The 21,661-nt window shown below is 64.5% G+C and carries 19 protein-coding genes and 1 tRNA gene; 13 read left to right on the top strand and 7 right to left on the bottom strand.

Translation table 11 applies throughout. The annotated features are described in order from the left end of the window. The first annotated feature begins 150 nt into the window (after positions 1–150). From dnaB to ACEWQ0_RS04215, 9 genes are all read left to right on the top strand, one after another. Positions 151–1,509, top strand: a complete 1,359-nt coding sequence (gene dnaB, locus ACEWQ0_RS04255) for a replicative DNA helicase (protein ID WP_476483183.1) — start codon at positions 151–153, stop codon at positions 1,507–1,509. An 18-nt stretch (positions 1,510–1,527) separates the two neighbouring features. After that, positions 1,528–2,607 (top strand): alanine racemase, encoded by a 1,080-nt coding sequence (gene alr / locus ACEWQ0_RS04250; protein WP_476484615.1) that lies wholly within the window; start codon positions 1,528–1,530, stop codon positions 2,605–2,607. Positions 2,608–2,938: 331 nt separating this feature from the next. Beyond that, positions 2,939–3,277 (top strand): hypothetical protein, encoded by a 339-nt coding sequence (locus tag ACEWQ0_RS04245; RefSeq protein WP_476484614.1) that lies wholly within the window; start codon positions 2,939–2,941, stop codon positions 3,275–3,277. A gap of 122 nt (positions 3,278–3,399) precedes the next feature. Beyond that, complete coding sequence (locus ACEWQ0_RS04240; protein WP_476483007.1) at positions 3,400–4,377, top strand: hypothetical protein; 978 nt, start codon at positions 3,400–3,402, stop codon at positions 4,375–4,377. A 203-nt stretch (positions 4,378–4,580) separates the two neighbouring features. Next, positions 4,581–5,924, top strand: a complete 1,344-nt coding sequence (gene miaB / locus ACEWQ0_RS04235; RefSeq protein ID WP_476484656.1) for a tRNA (N6-isopentenyl adenosine(37)-C2)-methylthiotransferase MiaB — start codon at positions 4,581–4,583, stop codon at positions 5,922–5,924. Further along, positions 5,925–6,893: a PhoH family protein gene (locus ACEWQ0_RS04230; protein WP_476483008.1), complete on the top strand. Its 969-nt coding sequence runs from the start codon at positions 5,925–5,927 to the stop codon at positions 6,891–6,893. Next, positions 6,877–7,359, top strand: a complete 483-nt coding sequence (gene ybeY / locus ACEWQ0_RS04225; protein ID WP_476483009.1) for an rRNA maturation RNase YbeY — start codon at positions 6,877–6,879, stop codon at positions 7,357–7,359. The genes ACEWQ0_RS04230 and ybeY overlap by 17 nt, the downstream gene beginning before the upstream one ends. A 63-nt stretch (positions 7,360–7,422) precedes the next feature. Further along, a complete protein-coding gene (locus ACEWQ0_RS04220; RefSeq protein WP_476484613.1) occupies positions 7,423–8,274 on the top strand; it encodes an HlyC/CorC family transporter in 852 nt (283 codons plus the stop codon). 22 nt (positions 8,275–8,296) lie between these two features. After that, entirely contained in the window at positions 8,297–9,508 is a 1,212-nt protein-coding gene (locus ACEWQ0_RS04215) for a lipoprotein N-acyltransferase Lnb domain-containing protein (RefSeq protein WP_476483011.1), read from the top strand. On the opposite strand, the gene cydC is transcribed toward ACEWQ0_RS04215, so the two are convergent. From cydC to hemA, 7 genes are all read right to left on the bottom strand, one after another. Beyond that, entirely contained in the window at positions 9,456–11,099 is a 1,644-nt protein-coding gene (gene cydC / locus ACEWQ0_RS04210; RefSeq protein WP_476484612.1) for a thiol reductant ABC exporter subunit CydC, read from the bottom strand. The genes ACEWQ0_RS04215 and cydC overlap by 53 nt on opposite strands. Next, positions 11,096–12,724, bottom strand: coding sequence for a thiol reductant ABC exporter subunit CydD (gene cydD, locus ACEWQ0_RS04205; RefSeq protein WP_476484611.1), 1,629 nt, complete (start codon positions 12,722–12,724; stop codon positions 11,096–11,098). Before cydD ends, cydC begins: the two co-directional genes overlap by 4 nt. 90 nt (positions 12,725–12,814) lie before the next feature. Continuing rightward, positions 12,815–13,822, bottom strand: a complete 1,008-nt coding sequence (cydB, locus tag ACEWQ0_RS04200; protein ID WP_476484610.1) for a cytochrome d ubiquinol oxidase subunit II — start codon at positions 13,820–13,822, stop codon at positions 12,815–12,817. Between the two features lie 5 nt (positions 13,823–13,827). Next, positions 13,828–15,234, bottom strand: coding sequence for a cytochrome ubiquinol oxidase subunit I (locus ACEWQ0_RS04195; RefSeq protein ID WP_476483015.1), 1,407 nt, complete (start codon positions 15,232–15,234; stop codon positions 13,828–13,830). A gap of 105 nt (positions 15,235–15,339) precedes the next feature. Then, a complete protein-coding gene (locus tag ACEWQ0_RS04190; protein ID WP_476483185.1) occupies positions 15,340–15,753 on the bottom strand; it encodes a secondary thiamine-phosphate synthase enzyme YjbQ in 414 nt (137 codons plus the stop codon). Next, complete coding sequence (gene prfA / locus ACEWQ0_RS04185; protein WP_476483016.1) at positions 15,749–16,840, bottom strand: peptide chain release factor 1; 1,092 nt, start codon at positions 16,838–16,840, stop codon at positions 15,749–15,751. The genes ACEWQ0_RS04190 and prfA overlap by 5 nt, the downstream gene beginning before the upstream one ends. Beyond that, the gene (gene hemA / locus ACEWQ0_RS04180; RefSeq protein ID WP_476483017.1) at positions 16,837–18,093 is read right to left on the bottom strand and encodes a glutamyl-tRNA reductase; all 1,257 of its coding nucleotides are present in this window, start codon (positions 18,091–18,093) and stop codon (positions 16,837–16,839) included. The genes prfA and hemA overlap by 4 nt, the downstream gene beginning before the upstream one ends. A gap of 13 nt (positions 18,094–18,106) precedes the next feature. Between hemA and ACEWQ0_RS04175 the strand changes: the two genes are divergently transcribed. The 4 genes from ACEWQ0_RS04175 (at position 18,107) to ACEWQ0_RS04160 (ending at position 21,654) form a co-directional block, all read left to right on the top strand. Further along, entirely contained in the window at positions 18,107–19,843 is a 1,737-nt protein-coding gene (locus ACEWQ0_RS04175; protein ID WP_476484609.1) for a tetratricopeptide repeat protein, read from the top strand. Further along, entirely contained in the window at positions 19,840–20,451 is a 612-nt protein-coding gene (lolB, locus tag ACEWQ0_RS04170) for a lipoprotein insertase outer membrane protein LolB (protein ID WP_476483019.1), read from the top strand. Before ACEWQ0_RS04175 ends, lolB begins: the two co-directional genes overlap by 4 nt. 141 nt (positions 20,452–20,592) lie before the next feature. Continuing rightward, a tRNA-Gln gene (locus ACEWQ0_RS04165) sits at positions 20,593–20,669 on the top strand. 31 nt (positions 20,670–20,700) lie between these two features. Further along, positions 20,701–21,654, top strand: coding sequence for a ribose-phosphate diphosphokinase (locus ACEWQ0_RS04160; protein ID WP_476483020.1), 954 nt, complete (start codon positions 20,701–20,703; stop codon positions 21,652–21,654). The last annotated feature ends 7 nt before the right edge of the window (positions 21,655–21,661 follow it).

The raw sequence follows: 21,661 nt of genomic DNA, 5'->3' as shown, positions 1-21,661 counted from the left end.
ATCCGGACCCTTTCGGTTGAATCGGTGGTTTTTCGTTGTTGCCGGGTGCGGGCACCAGCCGGTTGGCGAGCTGGCCCGAAACGGGTCTATACTGAGCGGCCATTCGCGCAGTAATCAAGCGGTAATTCCAGAGCAGTGGCAGAAGCGCAAATCACCCCCCTGAGCAACGTCAAGGCACCGCCCAACTCCAACGAGGCGGAGCAGTCGCTGCTCGGGGCGCTCATGCTGGGCCCCGATGTCTGGGACCGCGTTGCCGATCAGGTCGACGAGAGCGATTTCTATCGCCAGAATCACCGCTTGATCTTCCGCGCCATAGCCGAGCTGGCCAATGACGGGCAGCCCTGCGATGCGGTCACGGTGGCCGAGTGGTTTGCCCGCCACGGCAAGCTCGACAAGGTCGATTCCGGCGCCTACCTGACCATGCTCGCCAACGAAACGCCCGGGCCGGCCAATGCCGCCGGCTACGCGCACATCGTGCGTGAGAAGTCGATTCTGCGCCAGCTCATCCAGATCGGCACCGAGATTGCCGACAACGCGCTGCAGACCGCCGGCCGCAGCTCCAAGGAAGTGCTCGAGGAAGCCGAACAGCGGATTTACGCCATAGCCGACCAGGGCGCGCACACGGCATCGGGCTATGTGAGCGTGCGTGAGGTCATGTCCAGCGCCATGGATCTGCTGCACGAGCTGCAGCAGAACGAGGGCGACCTGACCGGGGTGCCCACCGGCTTTGCCGAGCTCGACAGCCGGACCTCCGGGCTGCAGGACACCGATCTGATCATCGTTGCCGGCCGCCCGTCCATGGGCAAGACCTCGCTGGCAATGAACATTGCCGAGCGTGCCGCCATTCGCCACAAGGTGCCGGTGGCGGTGTTCTCGATGGAAATGTCGGACACCCAGCTGGTGATGCGCCTGTTCTCCTCGCTGGGCCAGATCAATCAGGAGCGCCTCCGAACCGGCCGCCTGGAGGGTCAGGACTGGGTCAATCTTCGCTCTGCCATGACCCTGCTCAAGGGCGCCAACATCTTCATCGACCAGACCCCGTCGCTGACGCCCATCGACATGCGCGCCCGCGCGCGGCGCATGAAGCGCGAGCACGACATCGGCCTGATCGTGGTCGACTACCTGCAGTTGATGAAGGTGCCCGGCAGCGCCGAGAACCGCACCAACGAGATCAGCGAGATCTCGCGCAGCCTCAAGGCCCTGGCCAAGGAGCTGGAGGTGCCGGTCATCGCGCTGTCGCAGCTCAACCGCGCGCTCGAGCAGCGCCCGGACAAGCGGCCCAAGATGGCCGACCTGCGCGAGTCCGGCGCCATCGAACAGGATGCCGACCTGATCCTGTTCATCTACCGCGATGAGGTCTACAACGAAGACTCGCCGGACCGGGGCATTGCCGAAATCATCATCGGCAAGCACCGCAACGGCGCGACCGGCACTTTCAAGCTCGCTTTTCAGGGCGAGTTCGTCCGCTTTCGCGATTTCACGCCGGACCACTACGGCCAGGACGGCTGACCGGCCGGGGGGCATCCCATGGCGCGCAACACCATCGCCCACATAGATCCGACCGCGATTGCCCACAATCTCCAGCGGGTGCGCGAGTTCGCGCCCGCAAGCCGCGTCATGGCGGTGGTCAAGGCCGACGCCTACGGCCACCGTATCGACCTGTGCCTGCCCGCGCTCGAGCAGGCCGACATGCTGGCGGTGGCGACCATCGAGGAGGCCCGGGCCATTCGCCGATTGGGAAACGGTTTGCCGGTACTGCTGCTCGAGGGCGTCAGCACCTATGGTGACCTGGCCGTGGCCGCCGATCTCGGGCTGGAGCTGACCATTCATCACGCTCATCAGCTCGACGCACTCGAGCGTTTCGGGCGCTCGCCGGCCCGGCGCCTGTGGCTGAAGATCGATACCGGCATGCACCGCCTCGGCGTGCCCGTCGAAGCGGCGGTGGACATGCACGAGCGCCTGAGCGCGATTCCCGGCGTGCAGCAGGTCAACTGCATGAGCCATCTGGCCTGCGCCGAAGAACCGTCACACCCGCTCAACGCGCTGCAGCTCGAACGCTTTGGCCAGGCGACTGACGGACTCGAAGGCGAGCGTTGTCTGGCCAATTCGGCCGGGCTGATCAAACTGCCCGAAGCCCGCCTCGATTGGGTTCGGGCGGGTCTGCTGCTCTACGGCATCTCGCCGCTGCCCGGCCAGCCCGGGGCTTCGCTGGGCCTGGAGCCGGCCATGACCCTGAGCGCCGAGCTGGTGGCCGTCAACCGCGTGGCCGCCGGCGAGAGCATCGGCTACGGCGCGCGTTTCACGGCTGAGCGTGACATGACCGTAGGCGTGGCCGGCATTGGCTACGGCGACGGCTATCCCCGCAGCATGATCGACGGCGCGCCGGTGCTCGTCGACGGCAAGAGCTGCCGCATGTGCGGACGCGTTTCCATGGACATGATCACCATTGATCTGACGCCTTGTCCTGACGCCAGAGCAGGCGATGAAGTCGTGCTCTGGGGGCAGGGCGTTGCAATCGAAACAGCGGCCGAGGCGGCCGGGACCATTCCCTATGAACTGGTCTGCCGGATAACGCGTCGTGTTCGCTTCCGCAGCCGGGGCCGGTGAGGCTGAAAGGGGGAGGGTATGGCGCATGAGAGCTGGCGTACGCCAAGATGTCTACGCGTCGCGCGTTTGCGCAATTCTTCGATCGGGAGAGCTGCAGAGTTGGTGCCACGACAAGCGCTCTGGTGCTGAATTGGTGGCAGTAGCCCGCCGGTGCGGCGGCCGGCAAGAACAGCAAGGCTGTCCTTGACAGGCAGCTTTATCATTTGTAATCATTCGGTTATGGGGAATGAGGTGGCACACGTCTTATCGTCTAATTATGGTTGGCGTTGTTGCTGTTTTGGAAACCGAGCCGTAACAAGAGACGCGGCTTTGAAGGGGTAGGGAGATAAATATGTCTAAATTGGGTCTGTTTCTCATTGGTGTCCTACTTTTTACGCTTTCTTCGGTAGTGAAGGCTGATGAATGTGAGTATGATTTTTGTATTGAGGTTACTGGCTATATGATGAGTCACGCTGTCTCAATGGGATACACGGGTCCCGCATGGTCTTCAGGCGACTTGCTTCCAAAGGCTGATGAGATTGAAGTGGGGCGTATGTACCAGTTAATTGTTAAAAACTTGGAGCGTATTGATACTGTTGGAGACGAAGATGTGGGCTGCCAGAACGTAGGGCAGTGCGAAAAGGGGAAGCGGCGAACCAAATCGGTCCAAGATTGCCTTCTGTCAGCATAGGAGAAGCGGTTCGAATCAACTACGGCACTGGTGAATCTGAGTCTTTTGTTATCCAATGTAGGCACTGCAGTTTGCCTGCAGTTCCGATTTTCGGAACTTGTGAATAACGAAGCCATAGAACGGTGAATAGAAAGTTCATTGCAGTTGTTGGAAGTGTGCTGATTGTCGCTCTGGGAGTGGCTTATTTTGCTCAGCACGCTGCTCATGAGGTTGAGCCTGAAGCCGGGCAAGGCCGGCTTCAGGCCGTTCAAGAATCAGATCAAGGTTCTGTCGCGGCCATGGATCCAGGCGTTTCTGCGCCAGAAGCGGCAAAGGAGCCGGATGAGCCGGCAGCACGGCCATCGCAGGATCCAGCGCCTGAAGTAGATGGCGCAGTTGCCCTGCGCGAGTTGGTCAGGCAAGCCCAGGAAGCTGAGTCTGCACCTACTCGCATGGAGGAGTTGGCGGCTCTTGCGGAGTTCAACCCGGACCTTGCTGTAAAAAAAGTGAGTGAACTCAAGGATTTCTGCAGCTCGGAGAACATTGCCGCAGCGGAGCAACTTGGACACTCTCAAGCTTTAATGGCCGCCAGGAAAACCTATTGCAATGGTTACGATCAAACATCCGCAGACAGGATGCTGGAAGAGCTTTCCTCGATGTCTGAGCCAGGGGACGAGATAGACCGCATTGCTCGTGATGCCTACCTCGGTCCTCAGCACGAATTTTCGTCTCGCCTCGAGAGCGCTCCGAAAGCTGAACGTTCGGATGTTTTCACGGCGCTGGTAAGAAACGCGTCTACTCCCGATCAACTAATGGAGCTGATTCACATTAACCAGTCGCACGCCAGCCGCAACGGCGGAGTGCCTTTGTGGACCCTGGGGCGGGATTCATTACAGTTCCACCAGCAGGCAAGCCTGTTGAACGCTCAGAAGGTAGCCATTCTCTTGTTTTCTTGCCGACGTTTCGGGGGTTGCGGACCCAATCAGTATCCGCGACTGGTTCTTTGTTCAATCAATTTTCTGCGCGCCTGCTCTCCGGGAACATCGGTTCAGGACAATCTGCATCAAACCACGCCGCCGGCGGACTTCGAACTCGCTCGGAGCATGCTGATGAGACTGTAGGGATTGATTGCTCGGACATCTGCACGAGTCTTGGCATTCGGGCCAGGTACTTGCCGTGAGCCGGGGCCAATCTCTACCTGGCATAGTCTCCGAACACTTGAATTGACTCGTTCCAGCTTGAAACTGCGAATCTCGCTCACGCTCGCCAGTCGCTGCGTTCCTGCGGTAACATGAGCGGTCATATCAAAACCCAGAGCGACTTCATGGCGGGCAAGCTCTATATCCGCACCCACGGCTGCCAGATGAACGAGTACGACTCGGAAAAGATGGCCGACGTGCTGGCGGCCTCTCATGGCCTGGCGCTGACCGACAGCCCCGAAGAGGCCGACGTCATCCTGATCAACACCTGCTCGATTCGCGAGAAGGCGCAGGAGAAGGTGTTTTCCCAGCTCGGGCGCTGGCGGCCGCTGAAGGAGGCCCGTCCCGACCTGATCATCGGCGTGGCCGGCTGTGTGGCCAGCCAGGAGGGCGAGAACATCATCAAGCGCTCGCCGTTCGTGGATATGGTGTTCGGTCCGCAAACGATTCATCGTCTGCCGGGCATGCTCGACCAGGTACGCCAGGAGGGCAAGTCGGCCATCGACATCTCGTTTCCCGAGATCGAGAAGTTCGATCACCTGCCCAGCCCCGGCAAGACAGGCGGCAGCGCTTTCGTGTCGATCATGGAGGGCTGCTCCAAGTACTGTTCGTTCTGCGTGGTGCCGTATACCCGCGGCGAGGAAGTCAGCCGCCCGCTCGATGACGTGATTGCCGAGGTGGCCGAGCTGGCCGGGCAGGGCGTGGTCGAGATCAACCTGCTGGGGCAGAACGTGAATGCCTACCGCGGCCCGATGCACGACGGTGGCACCGCCGACCTGGCGCTGCTGATTCGCTATATCGACCATATCGATGGCATCGAGCGGATTCGCTTTACCACTTCGCACCCGGTCGAGTTCTCCGACAGCCTGATCGAGGCCTACGGCGAAGTATCGAAGCTGGCCAACTATCTGCACCTGCCGGTGCAGTCCGGCTCGGATCGCGTGCTGTCGCTGATGAAGCGCGGCCACACGATTCTGGAATACAAGCAGAAGATTCGCCGCCTGCGCGAGGTGCGGCCGGACATCACGCTGAGCTCGGATTTCATCATCGGCTTTCCCGGCGAAACCGAGCGTGACTTCCAGCAAACGCTCGATCTGGTGCGCGAGCTCGAGTTCGACCAGAGTTTCAGCTTCATCTACTCGGCCCGTCCCGGCACGCCGGCGGCTTCGTTCCCCGACAACGTGACCCTGGCCGAGAAGAAGGATCGTCTCCAGCGCCTTCAGGAGCAGCTCAACCTTCAGGCTCGCGGCTACGCCGAGGCCATGATCGGAACGCGCCAGCGGGTGGTGGTCGAAAACATCAGCCGCAAGGACGCCCGCGAGCTCGCCGGGCGCACCGAGAACAGCCGTATCGTCAACTTTCCCGGGCCGCCCGAGCTGGTCGGCCGGATGGTCGACGTCGTCATTACCGAGGTCATGAGCAATACCCTCCGGGGGCGCCTCGACAGCAAACAGGACGCGGCCGCTTAAATGTCCGCCGCCGCAGCCGAAAAGGCCGTCACGCTCGAGCTCGAGCCGGTCGACAACGAACGCCTGGCCAACCTCTGTGGCTATCTCGACGAACACATCAGCCTGATCGAAAAGCGGCTGGGCGTGGCGGTTGCCGCGCGTGGCAATCTGTTCAGCATCGAAGGCGAGCCCGATGCAGTGAGCGCGGCCCGGCGGGTATTACGTCAGCTCTATCGCCTGTCAGAGCGCGAGACCCTCAGCCCCGCCATTGTCAATCTGCAACTGCAGCAGTCCGGCCTTGACGAGCCCGAGAGCGACGATGTCGAGGTCGGCATCCGCACTCGTCGCGGCCTGATCCGCGGCCGCGGGCCCAACCAGAAGCGCTATCTCAGGCGCATCAGTGATTGCGACGTCAGCTTCGGCGTCGGGCCGGCCGGCACCGGCAAGACCTTTCTGGCGGTGGCCTGCGCCGTCGACGCGCTGGATTCGGACCGGGTTCAGCGCATCGTGCTGGTGCGCCCGGCGGTCGAGGCCGGCGAGCGGCTGGGCTTTCTGCCCGGCGACCTGGCTCAGAAGGTCGACCCCTACCTGCGGCCGCTGCACGACGCGCTCTACGAGATGCTGGGTTTCGAGAAGGCTGCGCGCCTGACCGAGCGCAATGTCATCGAGGTGGCTCCGCTGGCCTATATGCGCGGGCGCACGCTCAACGATGCCTTCGTCATTCTCGACGAGGCACAGAACACCACCTCCGAGCAGATGAAGATGTTTCTCACCCGCATCGGTTTTGGCTCGAAGGCGGTCATCACCGGGGATCTGACCCAGATCGACCTGCCGCCGAAGGTCAATTCCGGCCTGCGCCAGGCCATCGGTCTGCTCAAGGAAGTCGAGGGCGTGAGCACGACTTTTTTCGACGCCCGCGACGTGGTGCGCCATCCGATCGTGCGCCGCATCGTGGAGGCCTACGAGAACGCCGATGAGCAAGGCAAATGAGGCGGCCGCTGACGCCGGCCTGACCATCCAGCGCGCAAGCGCCAGCCGCAGGCTGCCGGAAGACGACGCCATACGCCGGTTTGCCCGCGCGGCACTGGCCGGCCTCTGCCAGCCGTTGTTGACGCTGCGGATCGTCGATGAACCCGAAGCGCGCGCGCTCAATCACCGCTGGCGGGGGCGTGATTACGCCACCAACGTGCTCAGCTTTCCTGCCGAGCTGCCATCGGGCACCGGCATCAATCTGCTCGGTGACATCGTGATCTGTGCCGCCGTGGTCGAGCGCGAAGCCGAAGAGCAGGGTAAATCCGTCGAAGCGCACTTTGCGCATCTGTTGCTTCACGGCATCTTGCATCTGCAGGGCTTCGACCATATTTCTGCTCAGCAGGCCGAAGCGATGGAGTCCCGGGAAATCGGGCTGCTGTCCGATCTGGGCTTTGCCAATCCGTATGCAAGTGATGACTATTGACCTTCCACCCAATCAACCGGTCGCCGCGGTCATGACCCGCTTCCGACCGCTCCGCTTTCCGACATGAACGAAGAATCCAGCGACAGTTCAAACGGCAGTAGCAGCGCCAGCTCGAAAGGCTGGCTGGAACGAATCGGACGCGCTTTCGGCAGCGAGCCGCGCAGCCGCGAGGACCTGATCGAACTGCTGCGCGATGTCAGCGGGCAGGGCCTGATCGAACCCGACACCCTGACCATGCTCGAAGGCGCACTCGAAGTCGACGAGCTGCAGGTACGCGACGTGATGGTGCCCAGATCACACATGGTGGTCATCGCCGACGGTGCATCGCTGGACGAGATTCTGCCGATCATCATCGAGTCGGGCCATTCGCGCTTTCCGGTGGTGGGCGAGCATCGTGACGAGGTCAAGGGCATTCTGCTGGCCAAGGACCTGCTCAAGGTGGTGGCCAGCGACAATGACATCGGTTTTGTCGAGGAGCTGGTGCGTGCGCCCGTCATCATCCCCGAATCCAAGCGCCTGAACGTGCTGCTGCGGGAGTTCCGGGTCAGCAAGAACCACATGGCGATCGTGGTCGATGAGTATGGCGGTGTTTCCGGGCTGATCACCATCGAGGACGTGCTCGAGGAGATCGTGGGCGACATCGATGACGAGCACGATGCCGAGGCGGTGGAGGATATTCAGCGCTGCGGCAACGGCAAGTATCTGGTGCAGGCGCTGACCGATATCGACGACTTCAACGAGTCCTTCGAAACCGACTTCAGCGATGATGAATACGACACCATCGGCGGGCTGGTGGTCGCCGAGTTCGGTCGTCTGCCGGAGTCCGGTGAGTCGGTGGCCATCGGCGGCTGGGATTTCGTCGTTACCGAGGCCGACGATCGTCGCCTGCATGCCGTGGAGGTGTCCCGGCGCTAGCGCGTGCCGGCGGCCAGCGCCCGTGATTGCCCGTCCTCTCTCCCGCATCCTGTTTCGCGCTCTGCTGGCGCTGGCGCTGTGCCAGGGGCTGGCGTTGACCGCACAGGCGCGGGAGGCCTGGCTGGTCACCTACGGGCCGGGGCAGGAGGTCTGGGAGCGCTTCGGACACAACGCCATCTGGCTGCGCGATGCCGAGCTGGGGCTGGATCACGTCTACAGCTTCGGTTATTTCGAGATGGACCGCCCGGGCTTCTACAGCGATTTTGCCCGCGGCATCATGAAGTATTTCGGCTCGGTGTCGTCGCCCGAGCGCGAGTTCGCTTTCTATCGCATGCGCGACCGCTCAATTCGTATCCAGCAGCTCGACCTTGACGCGGCTCGGTTTCGTGAACTTCACGGGCTGCTGCAGGAAAACGTCTTCCCGATACCGCAGTACTACGACTACGATTATTTCTTTGCCAACTGTTCGACCTGGCTGCGCGACCTGATCGATCAGGTGGTCGACGGGCAGGTGCGACAGCAGCTCGAAGACCGGCCCGCCCGGCTCAATTTCCGCGATCATATCCGCCGCTACAATCAGGGCCGCCCGGCGCTGCACGCCGGCCTGATGTTGCTGCTGGGACCGATGGTCGACCGGCCACGCACCGCCTGGGAGGAAGGCTTCATTCCCGCAGCGCTTGCGGACTGGATGGCCACGATCACCGTCGACGGCAAGCCGCTGGTTGGCGAGGCCGAAGCGCTGTATGTTTCGCGCCAGCACGGCGCCCCGGATTACCCGGCGTCGCAATGGCCAGTCTACGGGGTGGTTTCACTGCTGCTGGCGGTACTGGTCGCCGTGGCCTTGCGCTTTGGCTCCGGTTTCTGGGGCCGGCTGCCCTGGCGGGCTGCGGTTGTGGCCATCGGGCTGTCGGGCGCGCTGGTCTTGCTGATGTGGTTCGGCAGCGGCCATGAGGTCGTTGACGACAACCGCGTGGTGTTGTTGCTCAACCCCGCCTGGCTGCTCATGCTGCTGCCGCTGCCCCGAGCACCGCGCATCGCGTTGTGGTGGCTGCTGGCGGCTGCAGCGCTGGCCGGCGCGGTGCTGCTGGCCAGTCCGGGCAGTCCGCAGCTGCGGCCGCAGGTCGTGGCCGGCTTGCTGCCGCTGCTCGCCGCGGTGTTCTGGGGCGCGCGGCGGTGCCTGCCTACAGCTGCAAAACCCGGTTGTGGCGCGGCAGCCGCTCGGGCTCGTGGCTGATCATGATCGTGGTTCGGTCTGCCAGCCATGCCTCGAGGCTGGATGACAGGCCGTCTGCCGTGGCTTGATCCAGCCCGGTCGTGGGTTCGTCCAGAATGACCGCCGGCGGGTCGATCAGCATCAGGCGGGCCAGGCCGATGCGGCGCTGCTCGCCGCCCGACAGGCTGGCCCCGCCTTCGTCCAGCCAGGTTGCGAGGCCATCATCAAGGCTTTCCAGCCAGTCAGCCAGGCCAGCGCGGCGCAACGCGCGCGCCATCTGCGCCCGATCGGCACCAGGGGCGGCCAGCTGCAGATTGGCGGCCAGCGTGTCGGCAAAGATCACCGGTTGCTGCGGCAGGTAGCCGATATGCCGTCGCAGGCTTTCGGGCCTGATCGTGCGCAGATCAAGCCCGCCGATGAAAACGGCCCCGTCCTGCGGATCTATCTGGCGCATCAGCAGCAGCGCAAGGGTGGTCTTGCCGCTGCCGCTCGGGCCGGAGATCAGCAGCCGTTCGCCCGCCGCGATTTCGAGGTCCAGACCGTCGATGACGGGGCGTGAGTTCGCCGCCCAGGCAAAGCGAACGCCCGCCATGCGGATGTCGGCAGGCGCAGCAGGGGCGGCGTTGGCACCGCCGGCGCTCAGTCGTGGCTGTGTTGCGGCCAGCTCGGCGACCCGCTGTGCTGCCAGCCGGGTCTGAGTCAGCTGGCGCCAGGCCGGCGGCAGCACCTGCCAGACTTCGTTCATGCCCAGCATGACGATGACCGCCATCACCGCGATCGGCGCGGAGATGCGGCCGTCGGAGGTGCCCTGAAGCACTGCCAGCAGCATGGCCCAGGCGGCGATGAAGCCGGCAGCGTTGGTCAGCAGGCGCCCCGCGGCATCGAGACGATCGAGCCGTCTTTGCTGCCCCACACGGGTCGAGGCCAGGGTTTCAAGCCGGCGGCCGTGGTCGTCGACGCGGTGTTCGGCCACCAGCGACTTGAGGCCTTCCAGGCTTTCGCTGCAATGGCGCCGCAGCTCGGGCTCGCCCTGGGCCAGCTGGCGGCCCGGCGTTCTGCCGGCCCGCCCCATCGCCGCGGTGATGGCCGCTCCCGTCAGGCCCAGGGCCAGGGTCACCACCGCGGCCTGGGACGAGACCAGGAGCCGCAGGACGAGGGCAAGGCCCAGGGTGGTCACGGCCGCTGCGATCAGCGGCCCGGCCACGCCGGCAAACAAGTGGTCGAGAGCTTCGACATCGCGGGTCAGGCGATTGAGCGTGTCGCCGCGCCGCAGTCGGCGCAGCTGCAGTTCATCGAGACGCAGCAGACGGCCCAGAAGCTTCAATCGCAGTGCGGCCAGCAGTCCCAGCGTTGCACGGTGTGTTGCCAGACGCTCGCCGTAGCGCGCCAGGGTACGCGTGATTGCCGCCAGGCGAATGCCGCCGCCGGGCGTGAAGATGTCGAGCATGGCAATGGCGCCCAGGCCGGTCAGGGCGCTGGCGGTGATCAGCCAGCCCGAGAGTCCGAGCAGAGCCAGCCCGGCGATGGTCGACGCCAGCATCAGGGCCACACCCAGGGCCAGCCAGCGCCAGTGCCGCCGCCAGGCGGGCCCGAACAGCTGCCGCAACTTCATGGCGCAACCTCCCTGAGGTGGCCGCCGTCGAGCTCCAGGATGCGCTCGGCCCATTCGGCTGCGGCCGGATCATGGCTGGCGCAGATGATGGTCGGCCCGACGCCTTGCGAGAGCGCTCCGAGCGTGGCCCATAGCGTGGCAGCGGTGGCGGCATCGAGGCTGGCGGTGGGTTCGTCGAGCAAAAGCAGCGGGCGCGGTTGCAGCAGGGTGCGCGCCAGCAGCAGCCGACGGGCCTGTCCGCCCGACAGCCCTTCGCCGGAGGCGCGAATGGTGGTCGCCAGGCCGTGGGGCAGATCGGCGATCCAGCCATCGAGGCCGGCGGCCGCAGCGGCGGCTGCCAGCTCGTGGTCGCCGGCGTCGGGTTTCGACAGGCGGAGGTTGTCGGCCAGTGTGCCCTCGAAAAGCCCACCTTGCTGGCCCATCCAGCCGCGCAGCGAGGCCAGCGTGTGGGCGTCGATGCGCTCCAGCTCGACGCCGTCGATGCGCAGGCAGCCCGAGTCGGCGGTCAGAAAGCCGCCGATTAGGTCGAGCAGGGTGGATTTGCCGCTGCCGCTGGGGCCGCGAATCAGCACCCGCTGGCCGGGATTGATGCGGAAGTCGAGGCGGTCAAGCACCGTGCCGCGGCCGGGGCGCGACAGCGACAGCCCGCGGCCTTCGATCCGGCAGGCGCGACCGGGCTTGACTGCCGCCGGGTCTTCGGGCTCGCGGCGTGCCGGCGGTGTTTCCAGGATCGCGCGGATCGCGCCGGCGGCGGCCAGCGAGTCGGCCCGGTCGTGCCAGGCCTGCGAGAGCTGGCGCAGGGGCAGGAAGTACTCCGGCGCCAGCAGCAGCACGAACAGGCCGCTTTGGAGCGTCAGCGCCGGCGCCGGGCCGAACTCGATATGCCCGAGCAGACCCAGGCCGACGTAGATGGCCACGGCGGCGATCGCCACCGAGCTGAAGAATTCGAGCGCGGCGGTCGACAGGAAGGCGATCTTGAGCACCGCCAGGGTGCGCTGACGGAAACGCTCGATCAGTGCCTCCAGCCGGCCGAGCACGTGCGCCTCGCTGCCGAAGCGGCGAATGGTGTCGAGTCCGCGCAGGCGATCGAGAAAAACGCCGCCGAGGCGAACCAGCTCGCGCTGCTGGTCGCGGCTGGCCTGCTCGGCGCCCCAGCCGATCAGCGCCATGAACAGCGGGATCAGCGGCGCGGCCAGGGCAAGAAACAGGCCGGCGAGCCAGTCCTGCCAGAACACGGCGATCAGCAGTACCGGAATGATCACGACCGCGGCGATGCGCTGCGGCAGGAATTGCCCGTACCACTTTTCCAGCAGGTCGACCTGTTCGATCAGCGTGGTCGACAGAGATCCGACGCCGCTGCGGGCGGCAAAGGCCGGGCCGGCGTCGGCGATATGCGTGAACAGCCGCGGCCGCAGGCGGGCCCGGACCACGGCGGCGGCGTCGGCGGCCAGCCAGCGGCGCGCGGAGTCGACCAGCGCGCGGCCGAGAAAGATCGCCAGCAGGGCGGCCAGTGAGGGCGCGAGCTCGCCTGGTGTTCTTTCAGCGAGCAGGGCGCCGGAGACGATGGCCGCCAGCAGCCACGCCTGAGCCGCTGTCAGCGCCGCCTGCAGCGCGGTCAGCGCCATCAGGCGGGCGCGAAAGCCGGCGGGTTCCTGCGCCGTCAGCCAATCATTGTCTGTCTGCCCTGCGTGAGTGATGCTGGCGTGTCCGGCTGGTCAGTGACTGTAGCCTTCGCCGGGTTTGACCTTGCCGCGGAACACCCAGTAGGTCCAGGCCGTATAGCCCAGTATGATGGGCAAGAGAAACAGTACGCCCAGCAGCAAGAACAGCTGCGTTCCGGGGTCGGATGCCGCGTCCCAGAAGGTGTGCTCCGGCGGCACGGCCCAGGGCCACATGGACGCCAGCAGCCCGAGATAGAACAGCGCGAACAGCGTCATCGAGCCGATGAAGGGCGCGACATCCGAGCGCTGCCGGAGTTTGCGATAAATCCAGGCGGCAGACGCCACGGCCAGAATCGGAAAGGCCCACAGCACCGACACCTGATCGAACCAGCGCGCACGCACGTGTTCGCTGGTCAGCGGTGTCCAGACGCTGACGACGATGAAGAAGACCATGACCACTGCCAGCAGCGCGGGCGCCATGCGGTAGGCCCAGTCGCGGGTCTCGCCTTCGGTCTTGAGAATGGTCCAGGTTGCGCCCAGCAGGGCATAGCCGGCAATCACGCCCAGGCCGGTCATGACGGTAAACGGCGTCAGCCAGTCGAACGTTCCGCCAACGTAGGAAAAACCCTCGACCTCGAAGCCCTGAATGTAGGCACCAACGACGGCGCCCTGGGCAAAGGAGGCGACGGTCGAACCGAGCCAGAAGGAGCGGTCCCACCAGTGGCGGTGGTGCTCGTGCGACTTGAAGCGGAACTCGAAGGCAATGCCGCGGAAGATCAGGCCGGCCAGCAGCAGGAAGACACCGATATAGAGCGCCGGAAGAAACACAGCGTAGACCATCGGGAAGGCCGCGAGCAGGCCGGCGCCACCAAGGATCAGCCAGGTCTCGTTACCGTCCCACACCGGGGCGACGGAGTTCATCAGATCGTCGCGCGCCCGATCGTCAGGCGCAAAGGGGAAAAGAATGCCGACGCCCAGGTCGAAGCCGTCCATCAGGACGTACATGAAAACGCCCAGGCCGATGACGAAAACCCAGATCAGGGTCAGATCGAGCAGTTCCATGATCTTCAGCTCCTTGTCTCGGGGTGCGAAGCGGTCGGCTCGTCCACGGCCGACCAGGGTCGTTTGGGGTGCGCGCCGTCATGCTCCGGCTCTTCGGGGTCGGCCGCCGGCCCGAGGACGATCACCCGGCGCAGATACGTCAGCCCGGCGGTGAAAACGACGGCATACACCGCGATGTAGCCCAGGAGCGTAGCCAGCACCACGCCGCCGCCGAGCGACGGCGTGACGCCTTCGCTGACGCGCATCAGGTCCTGGACGATCCAAGGCTGGCGGCCGATTTCAGTCACGAACCAGCCTGCAATCACGGCGATGAAAGGCAGCGGTGGCATCCATGAAATGAGGCGTAGCAGCCGTGGTGAATGCTCGAGACGGCGGCGCAGCACCTGGACCGCGCCGGCAACCGCCACGGCGATGAAGATCAGGCCCAGGCCGACCATGACGCGGAAGCTCCAGAAGACGATGCCGACCGGCGGTCGATCCTCGCGTGCCACCGCCTTGAGCCCCGGCACCTCGCCATCGGCGCTGTGGGTCAGGATCAGGCTGCCCAGGCGGGGAATGCCGATCTCGAAATGATTCTTTTCGGCGGCGGCATCGGGCACGGCAAACAGGATCAGGGGCGCACCGCGCTGGGTCTCCCAGTGCGCTTCCATGGCCGAGACCTTGGCCGGCTGATGCTCCAGCGTGTTGAGTCCGTGCAGGTCACCAATCAGCAGCTGCAGCGGCGTGGCGATGGCCAGCAGCAGCAGACTCATCTTCAGCGCCGTCAGGCTGCTGTTGCGGTGGCGGCCCCGGAGCAGGTACCAGGCGCTGACGCCGGCGACCACGAACCCGCCACAGATGAAGGAGGCCAAGACCATATGCGCAAACCGGTAGGGCAGCGAGGCGTTGAAAATCGCCTGAACCCATGAAGTCACGCTGAAGGTGCCGTCGACCATTTCCACCCCGGCCGGCGTCTGCATCCAGCTGTTGGCGGCGAGAATCCAGAAAGCCGACATGAACGTGCCGAATGCGACCATGCAGGCCGAAAACAGATGCGCGCCGGCCGGCACCTTGTCGCGCCCGAACAGCAAGACGCCCAGAAACGTCGCCTCGAGGAAGAAGGCGGTGACCACCTCGTAGCTGAGCATCGGGCCGAAGAAATTGGCCGCCTGATAGGAAAATACGCTCCAGTTGGTGCCGAACTGGAACGACATGACGATGCCCGAGACCACGCCCATGCCGAAGACCAGGGCAAAGACCTTGGTCCAGAATTGCGACAGGCGCAGATAGACCGGGCGTCGTGTGCGATAGAAAAGCCCTTCGAGCACCGCGATATAAGAGGCCAGCCCGATGGTGAAGACCGGGAAGATGGCGTGAAATGACACCACGAAGGCAAACTGGATTCTAGACAGAAGAAGCGGGTCCAGCTCCATGGTTGGTGGCTCCTTTTCCGGCTTGTGGTCCCTGCATTATAAGCCCCTAATATAATATATGGGCGATGCATCTATCGGACTGAGGGTTTTGCGTTCTCCGCTTGGCTACTGGATCGTGATCATGATGTGGCGCCGATGCGGCCGGTAGCGGTGTTCCCACAAGAAGATACCCTGCCAGGTGCCCAGCGCCAGCGCGCCCGCGCGGACCGGGATGGTGAGCTCGGTATGCGTCAGCGCCAGGCGCACATGGGCGGCCATGTCGTCGTCCCCTTCGGCGCGGTGGCGGAAGCGGGCGTCGCCGTCGGGTACCAGGTCGGTGAAGAAGGTCTCGAGGTCGCGCTGAACGTCCGGGTCGGCATTTTCGTTGATCAGCAGCGAGGCCGAAGTATGTTTCAGAAAGACGTGGCACAGTCCGGTCGTGATGCCACTGGCGGTGACCTCGGCGGCAATGCGGTCGCTGATGTCGATCAGTCCGCGCCCGCTGGTGTCGATTACAAGCTCGTTCTGGTGCATGTCAATGGCTTTGACTGGTCAGTTCGGCCAGCAGTTCCGCCTGATGGGCCTCGACCAGCGGCGCGATCACGCTTTCGAGCTCGCCGTCGATGATCTTGTCCAGGTCGTACACCGTCAGGTTGATGCGGTGATCGGTGACCCGGCCCTGCGGAAAGTTGTAGGTGCGGATACGTTCGGAGCGATCACCGGAGCCGACCTGCAGCTTGCGCTCGGCCGCCCGTTCGTCGCGCTGCTGCTGCACTTGGGCTTCGAGCAGGCGGGCGTTGAGCAGGCTCATGGCGCGCGCACGATTCTTGTGCTGCGAGCGCTCGTCCTGGCATTCCACGACGATGCCGGTCGGCAGGTGAGTAATGCGAATGGCCGAGTCGGTGGTGTTGACGTGCTGACCACCGGCGCCGGAGGAGCGATAGGTGTCGACGCGCAGCTCGCTGGGGTCGATATCGACCGATTCGATGTCGTCGGTTTCGGGCAGAATGGCGACAGTACAGGCCGAGGTGTGAACCCGGCCCTGGGATTCGGTCTCGGGCACGCGCTGGACACGATGCACGCCTGACTCGAACTTCAGCCGCGACCAGGCGCCCTTGCCGATGATGCGCGCGATCACTTCCCGGAAGCCGCCGGCCTCGCTCTCCTGGGCCGACATGATTTCCACCTGCCAGCCGCGCCGCTCGGCGTAGCGCGCGTACATGCGCAGCAGATCGCCGGCGAAGATGCCGGCCTCCTGACCGCCGGTGCCGGCGCGCACCTCGAGAAAGATGTTGTGCTCGTCGTTGGGATCTCGCGGCAGCAGCAGCCGCTGCAGCTGCTGCTCGAGCGATGCGGTTTCTGCTGCCAGAGAATCGAGCTCGTCGCGCGCCAGCTGGCGCATTTCGTCGTCGCCGCCCTCGAGCAGCTCCTGTGCCTCTTCCATGGCCGATTCGTTGTTGCGGTAGCGCTGCCAGACCCCGATGACCGGTTCGAGCTCGGCATACTCGCGCGAGAGCTTCTGGAACTGGTGGCGATCGCCGATCACTTCGGGGCTGGCGAGGAGCTGCTCGACCTCTTCAAAGCGCTCCCCGGCCTCGGCGAGTCGCTGACGCATGCCTTGGTTCATTGATCGTCGTCCGTGAAATAGAAGCGTGCGGCGGCCAGCAAGTCTTCGTCGCCGGCTTCAGCCGCCTGTCTGATGCGAATGCTCGGTCCGTGCAGCAGGCGGTTGACCAGCCGGTGCGACAGCTTGCGCATGACCGCTTCGGGATCTGCGCCGCGCTGAAGTTCCCGTTGTGCGCGCTCGAGCAGCTGGTCGCGCTCGCCCTGTGCCCGCTGACGCAGATTCCGGAGCGTGGTTGAAGTGCCCTGCAGCCGCAGCCAGCGCTCGAAGGTGGCCACTTCCGACTCGACAATGGCGTTGGCCTCCTGAAGCGCCTGCTGCCGTTGCTGCTGAGCCGACTCCACGATCGCGCGCAGGTCATCGATGGTATACAGATACAGATCGTTCAGGCTGGCGCTGTCAGCGCTGATGTTTCGCGGCACCGACAAATCGAGCGCAAACATCGGCTGCTGGCGTCTGGCGCGCAGCGCCTCGCGAAACATCGGTCGGTCGATGATGGCTCGGGGGCTGCCGGTGCAGGCGATGATCAGGTCACTTTCGGCCAGCAGCTCGGGCAGCTCGTCGAGCGCAGCGGCCCGCGCCTCGAAACGTTCGGCCAGGTCGCTGGCCCGTTCGGCGCTGCGGTTGGCGATGGTGAGCGCATTCAGTCCGCTGGCATGGAAATGCGTGGCGCAGTCCTCGATCATCTCGCCGGCGCCAATCAACAGGACTCGCAGGGAATCCAGGCTGCCGAAAATCTGTCGGGCCAGGCGCATTGCGGCGAAGGGCAGGGTGACCGGATCGCGCCCGATGCCGGTTTCACTGCGTACGCGCTTGGACGCGGCGAAAGCGTGCTGGAACATGCGATCGAGCCTGCTGTCCAGTGTTCTGGCGCTCTGCGCCTGCTGCCACGCTTGTTTGGCCTGCCCGCCGACCTGCGGCTCGCCGATGATCATCGAGTCCATGCCGGAAATGACCTTGATCAGGTGGTAGGTACAGGCGGCGTGTTCAAGCTGATAGATGTGTTCGCGGAACTGGCCGGGCGCAAGCCCGTGCCATTGGTGTAACCAATCCGTTACGCTGCGCGTGATAGCCTGTTGCGACGAGATATAGAGCTCGGTTCGGTTGCAGGTGCTCAGGATACTGCAGCCCTCCACACCGGGCACTGCCGAAAGCGAGGCCAGCGCCTCGGGCAGCGCTTCGGCCGCGAAAGCCACTCGTTCGCGGATGCTGATCGGCGCAGTCTGGTGGCTGATTCCCAGGGTGAAAAGCGACATGCAGGACCGGTTCATGGACAAACTGACAATTTTCCTACTCGCCGCTCGGCAGTGCAAGCTGACCTTGCTGGCCGGCAGCCTGTGCCTGTTGCTCGGAGCCTGCGCCAGCATGAGCCCGGAGCAGGACGGAGATGACGACCTCGACGCTGCGGCGTCGCCGTCGGCGGAAGCGATGTTTCATATCGCCACCGCCGAGCGTCTGGTTGACGTGGGCGAGTATGCATCGGCGCTCGAGGAGTACCTGGCAGCGGCACGCGCTTCCAGCGACCCCGAGGTGGCCCGGATGGTCACCCGCCTGGCCGTGCAGCTCGACAGCTGGTCGATAGCGAGCGCGGCCGCCGAGCGCTGGCTGGCGCTGGATGACGATGCCGATTCCGCCCACCACGTGCGTATTATAGCGCGGGTCAACCGCTCTCAGCCGGACGAAGCGATGGCCGCCATGACCGAGTGGCTCGATCGGGAGCATTCGGCCGAGTCGCCGGATTGGTGGCGTCGCGCGGCCATGCTGCTGGCGGCAACCGGTAATGCCGAGGCGGCCGGGGCAGTGTTCGACCGCCTGCAGCGCGCGCGCGGCGAGCAGGCGCCGGTAGGTGAACTGGCCCACGCCCGCAGCATTCTCCACCGGCGGCTGGGCGAGCCAGGCGTTGCATTTGCCGAAGCGCTGGAGGCCGCCGAGGCCAGCGGCCAGATCGATCATCTGATCTGGGCGGCCGAGCTGGCGGTTGACAGCGACGATTTCGAACAGGCCCTGAAGCTGTATCGACAGGCGCGGGTCAGCCATCCCGAAGACTTTTCTCTGGCGCTGGCAGAAGCTGAAGTGCTGCGACAGCTCGAACGCCAGGATGAAGCGGTGGAGCTCTTGGAAGAATTGCCCGACAGCACCGGCACGCTGTATACCCTGGGTGTGTATCTGACCCAGCTGGGACACGAAGCCCGGGCCGAAGCTGCGTGGCAGCGCCTGCGCGATCTGCCCGAGTCGGAGTGGGGCGACAGCCATGCATTTCTGGTGGCCCGCCTGGCCGAGCTGATGGGCCACGATCAGGCCGCACTGAACTGGTACGAACGTGTGTCCGACCCGGCGCGCAAGCAGGAGTCGCTGCTTCGCCGCGCCGTCACCCTGGGCCGGCTCGGGCGGGTTGACGCCGGCCGGGCGCTGCTTGCCGAGCTGCGTGAAGGTGCTGAGCATGACCTGGTGCTCGATACCTGGCTGATCGAGGCGGAAATGCTGCGCAGCAACGGTCGAGCCGAAGACGCGATTGCCATGTTGCGCAAGCCACTGATGGACAACGCGAGCAACACCGACCTGCTGTACGCGCGTGCGCTCAGCGCGGCAACCGCCGGCGATGTCGATCTTGCCGAGCAGGATTTGCGCCGGGTCATCCAGATGGACTCGGATCATGCGATGGCGTTGAATGCGCTTGGCTACACGCTGACCGATCAGACCGATCGGCACCAGGAGGCCTATCGCCTGATCAAGCGAGCGCTGGAGCTCGACCCCGACGATGTTGCGACCCTCGACTCGATGGGCTGGGTGCTCTACAAGCTGGGACGTGGTGAAGAAGCTCTCGATTATCTTCGCCGGGCGCTGGAAGGCAGCCCCGATGCGGAAATCATGGCGCATCTGATTGAGGTGCTCGATCAGACCGGGCACGGTGAAGAAGCCGGACGCTTGAGCGAGCATGCGCTGGCCAGGCATCCCGACGATGGCTATCTGCGCGCCACGCTCGAGCGTCTGGATCGTCTGCAGTGACAGCCCACAGCGCGTATTGCCTGCGCCTTTCGGCGCTGCTCGGCCTGTGCCTGTTGCTGAGTGCCTGCGCCACGCGTGAGCCGCGCCCGGCCGGTGCCTGGCTGGCGGAGCGCGAGGCATGGTTTGCCGAACATCCCAACTGGCATATTTCTGGCCGGGTCGGGCTCTACGATGGTCGGCGTGGCGGCTCGCTCGGCTTCAGTTGGCAGGCCGAGGGCGACGCGCACCGGATTCACCTGCGCACCACGGCTGGCGGCCGTCAGTGGCGGCTGTGGTTCGCCCCGCAAGGCGCCAGGCTGAAGGGCAGCGATGTGGGGCAACTGGCGGGCGCAACACCCGATCCGCTGGTCGAGCAGGCCGTTGGCTGGCCGATTCCGGTGGCTGCACTGGCCTGGTGGATTCGCGGCCTGGTGCCGCCCGGAGGCGGTGACGTCCGCTTTGCCGACGACGGTACCCTTCAGGGCGTGACCGGGGCGGACTGGACGCTCGAATATCAGCGCTTCGAGCAAATCGACGCCAGGCTTCTGCCCACCCGTCTGGAGGCGCACTCGGGCGACTATCGCGTCAGGATAGTGATTGGCGAGTGGCAGTTCGAAGGCCCGGAATGACAGCCGCTACGGACGTTTTTCCGGCGCCAGGATTTTGCGCCGGCACGTGGGGGTCGAAGCGCAGCGAAAAATCGTTATAATGACGACCGCAGCGATCGATGACACTCACGCAGTGCGTCGGCGCAAAAGGTTTCACCTTGCAGGGACGTCGCCAAGCTGGTTAAGGCACGGGGTTTTGATCCCCGCATTCGCAGGTTCGAGTCCTGCCGTCCCTGCCATTTTTCAGCCGCAATCAAGAAGGGTGTTTTCTTGAGTCATCCATCGCTGATGGTATTTGCCGGGAATGCGAACCCGGAGCTTGCCCAGGCCATCGCTGAAAACCTGGGTGTGCCGATGGGGCGCGCCAACGTCGGGCGCTTCAGCGACGGGGAAGTCATGGTCGAGATCATGGAAAATGTTCGCGGCCGCGATATCTACCTGGTTCAGCCAACCTGCCAGCCAGCAGCAGAGAACTTCATGGAGCTGCTGGTCATGATCGACGCCCTCAAGCGCGCTTCGGCCTACCGGGTGACGACGATCATTCCCTATTTTGGCTATGCCCGCCAGGATCGCCGCCCGCGTTCCTCGCGCGTACCCATTACAGCCAAAGTGGCCGCGCGCATGATTTCCACGGCCGGCACCGACCGCGTGGTCACCGTCGACCTGCACGCCGATCAGATTCAGGGTTTTTTCGACGTGCCGGTAGACAACGTCTACGCCTCGCCGCTGACCCTGGCCGACATCTGGAAGCACTACACCTCAGAGGAAATCATCGTCGTCTCGCCTGACGTGGGCGGCGTCGTGCGCGCCCGCGCCATCGCCAAGCGTCTGGATTGCGAGCTGGCCATCATCGACAAGCGCAGGCCGCATGCCAACGAAGCGACGGTGATGAACCTCATCGGTGATGTCGACGGCAAGATCTGCGTGCTCGTCGACGACATGATTGATACCGCCGGCACGCTCTGTTCAGCCGCCGGCGCGCTCAAGGAAAAAGGCGCGGTGAAAGTCGTGGCCTACTGCGTCCATCCGGTGTTGTCGGGCAAGGCAATTGACAACATCAACAACTCGAGCCTTGATGAGATCGTGGTTACCGACACCATCCCCCTGAGCGACGCCGCCCGTGATACCGGCCGCATTCGCCAGCTTTCGGTAGCCCAGATGCTGGCCGAGACCATGCGCCGCATGGCCGAAGGCGAGTCGGTCAGCTCGCTTTACGTCGACTGATAAGTCG

This window comes from Wenzhouxiangella sp. YN9 (assembly GCF_056324165.1).
Note: the sequence above shows the minus strand (reverse complement) of the source record. Positions and strands in the feature narration are given on the sequence as shown.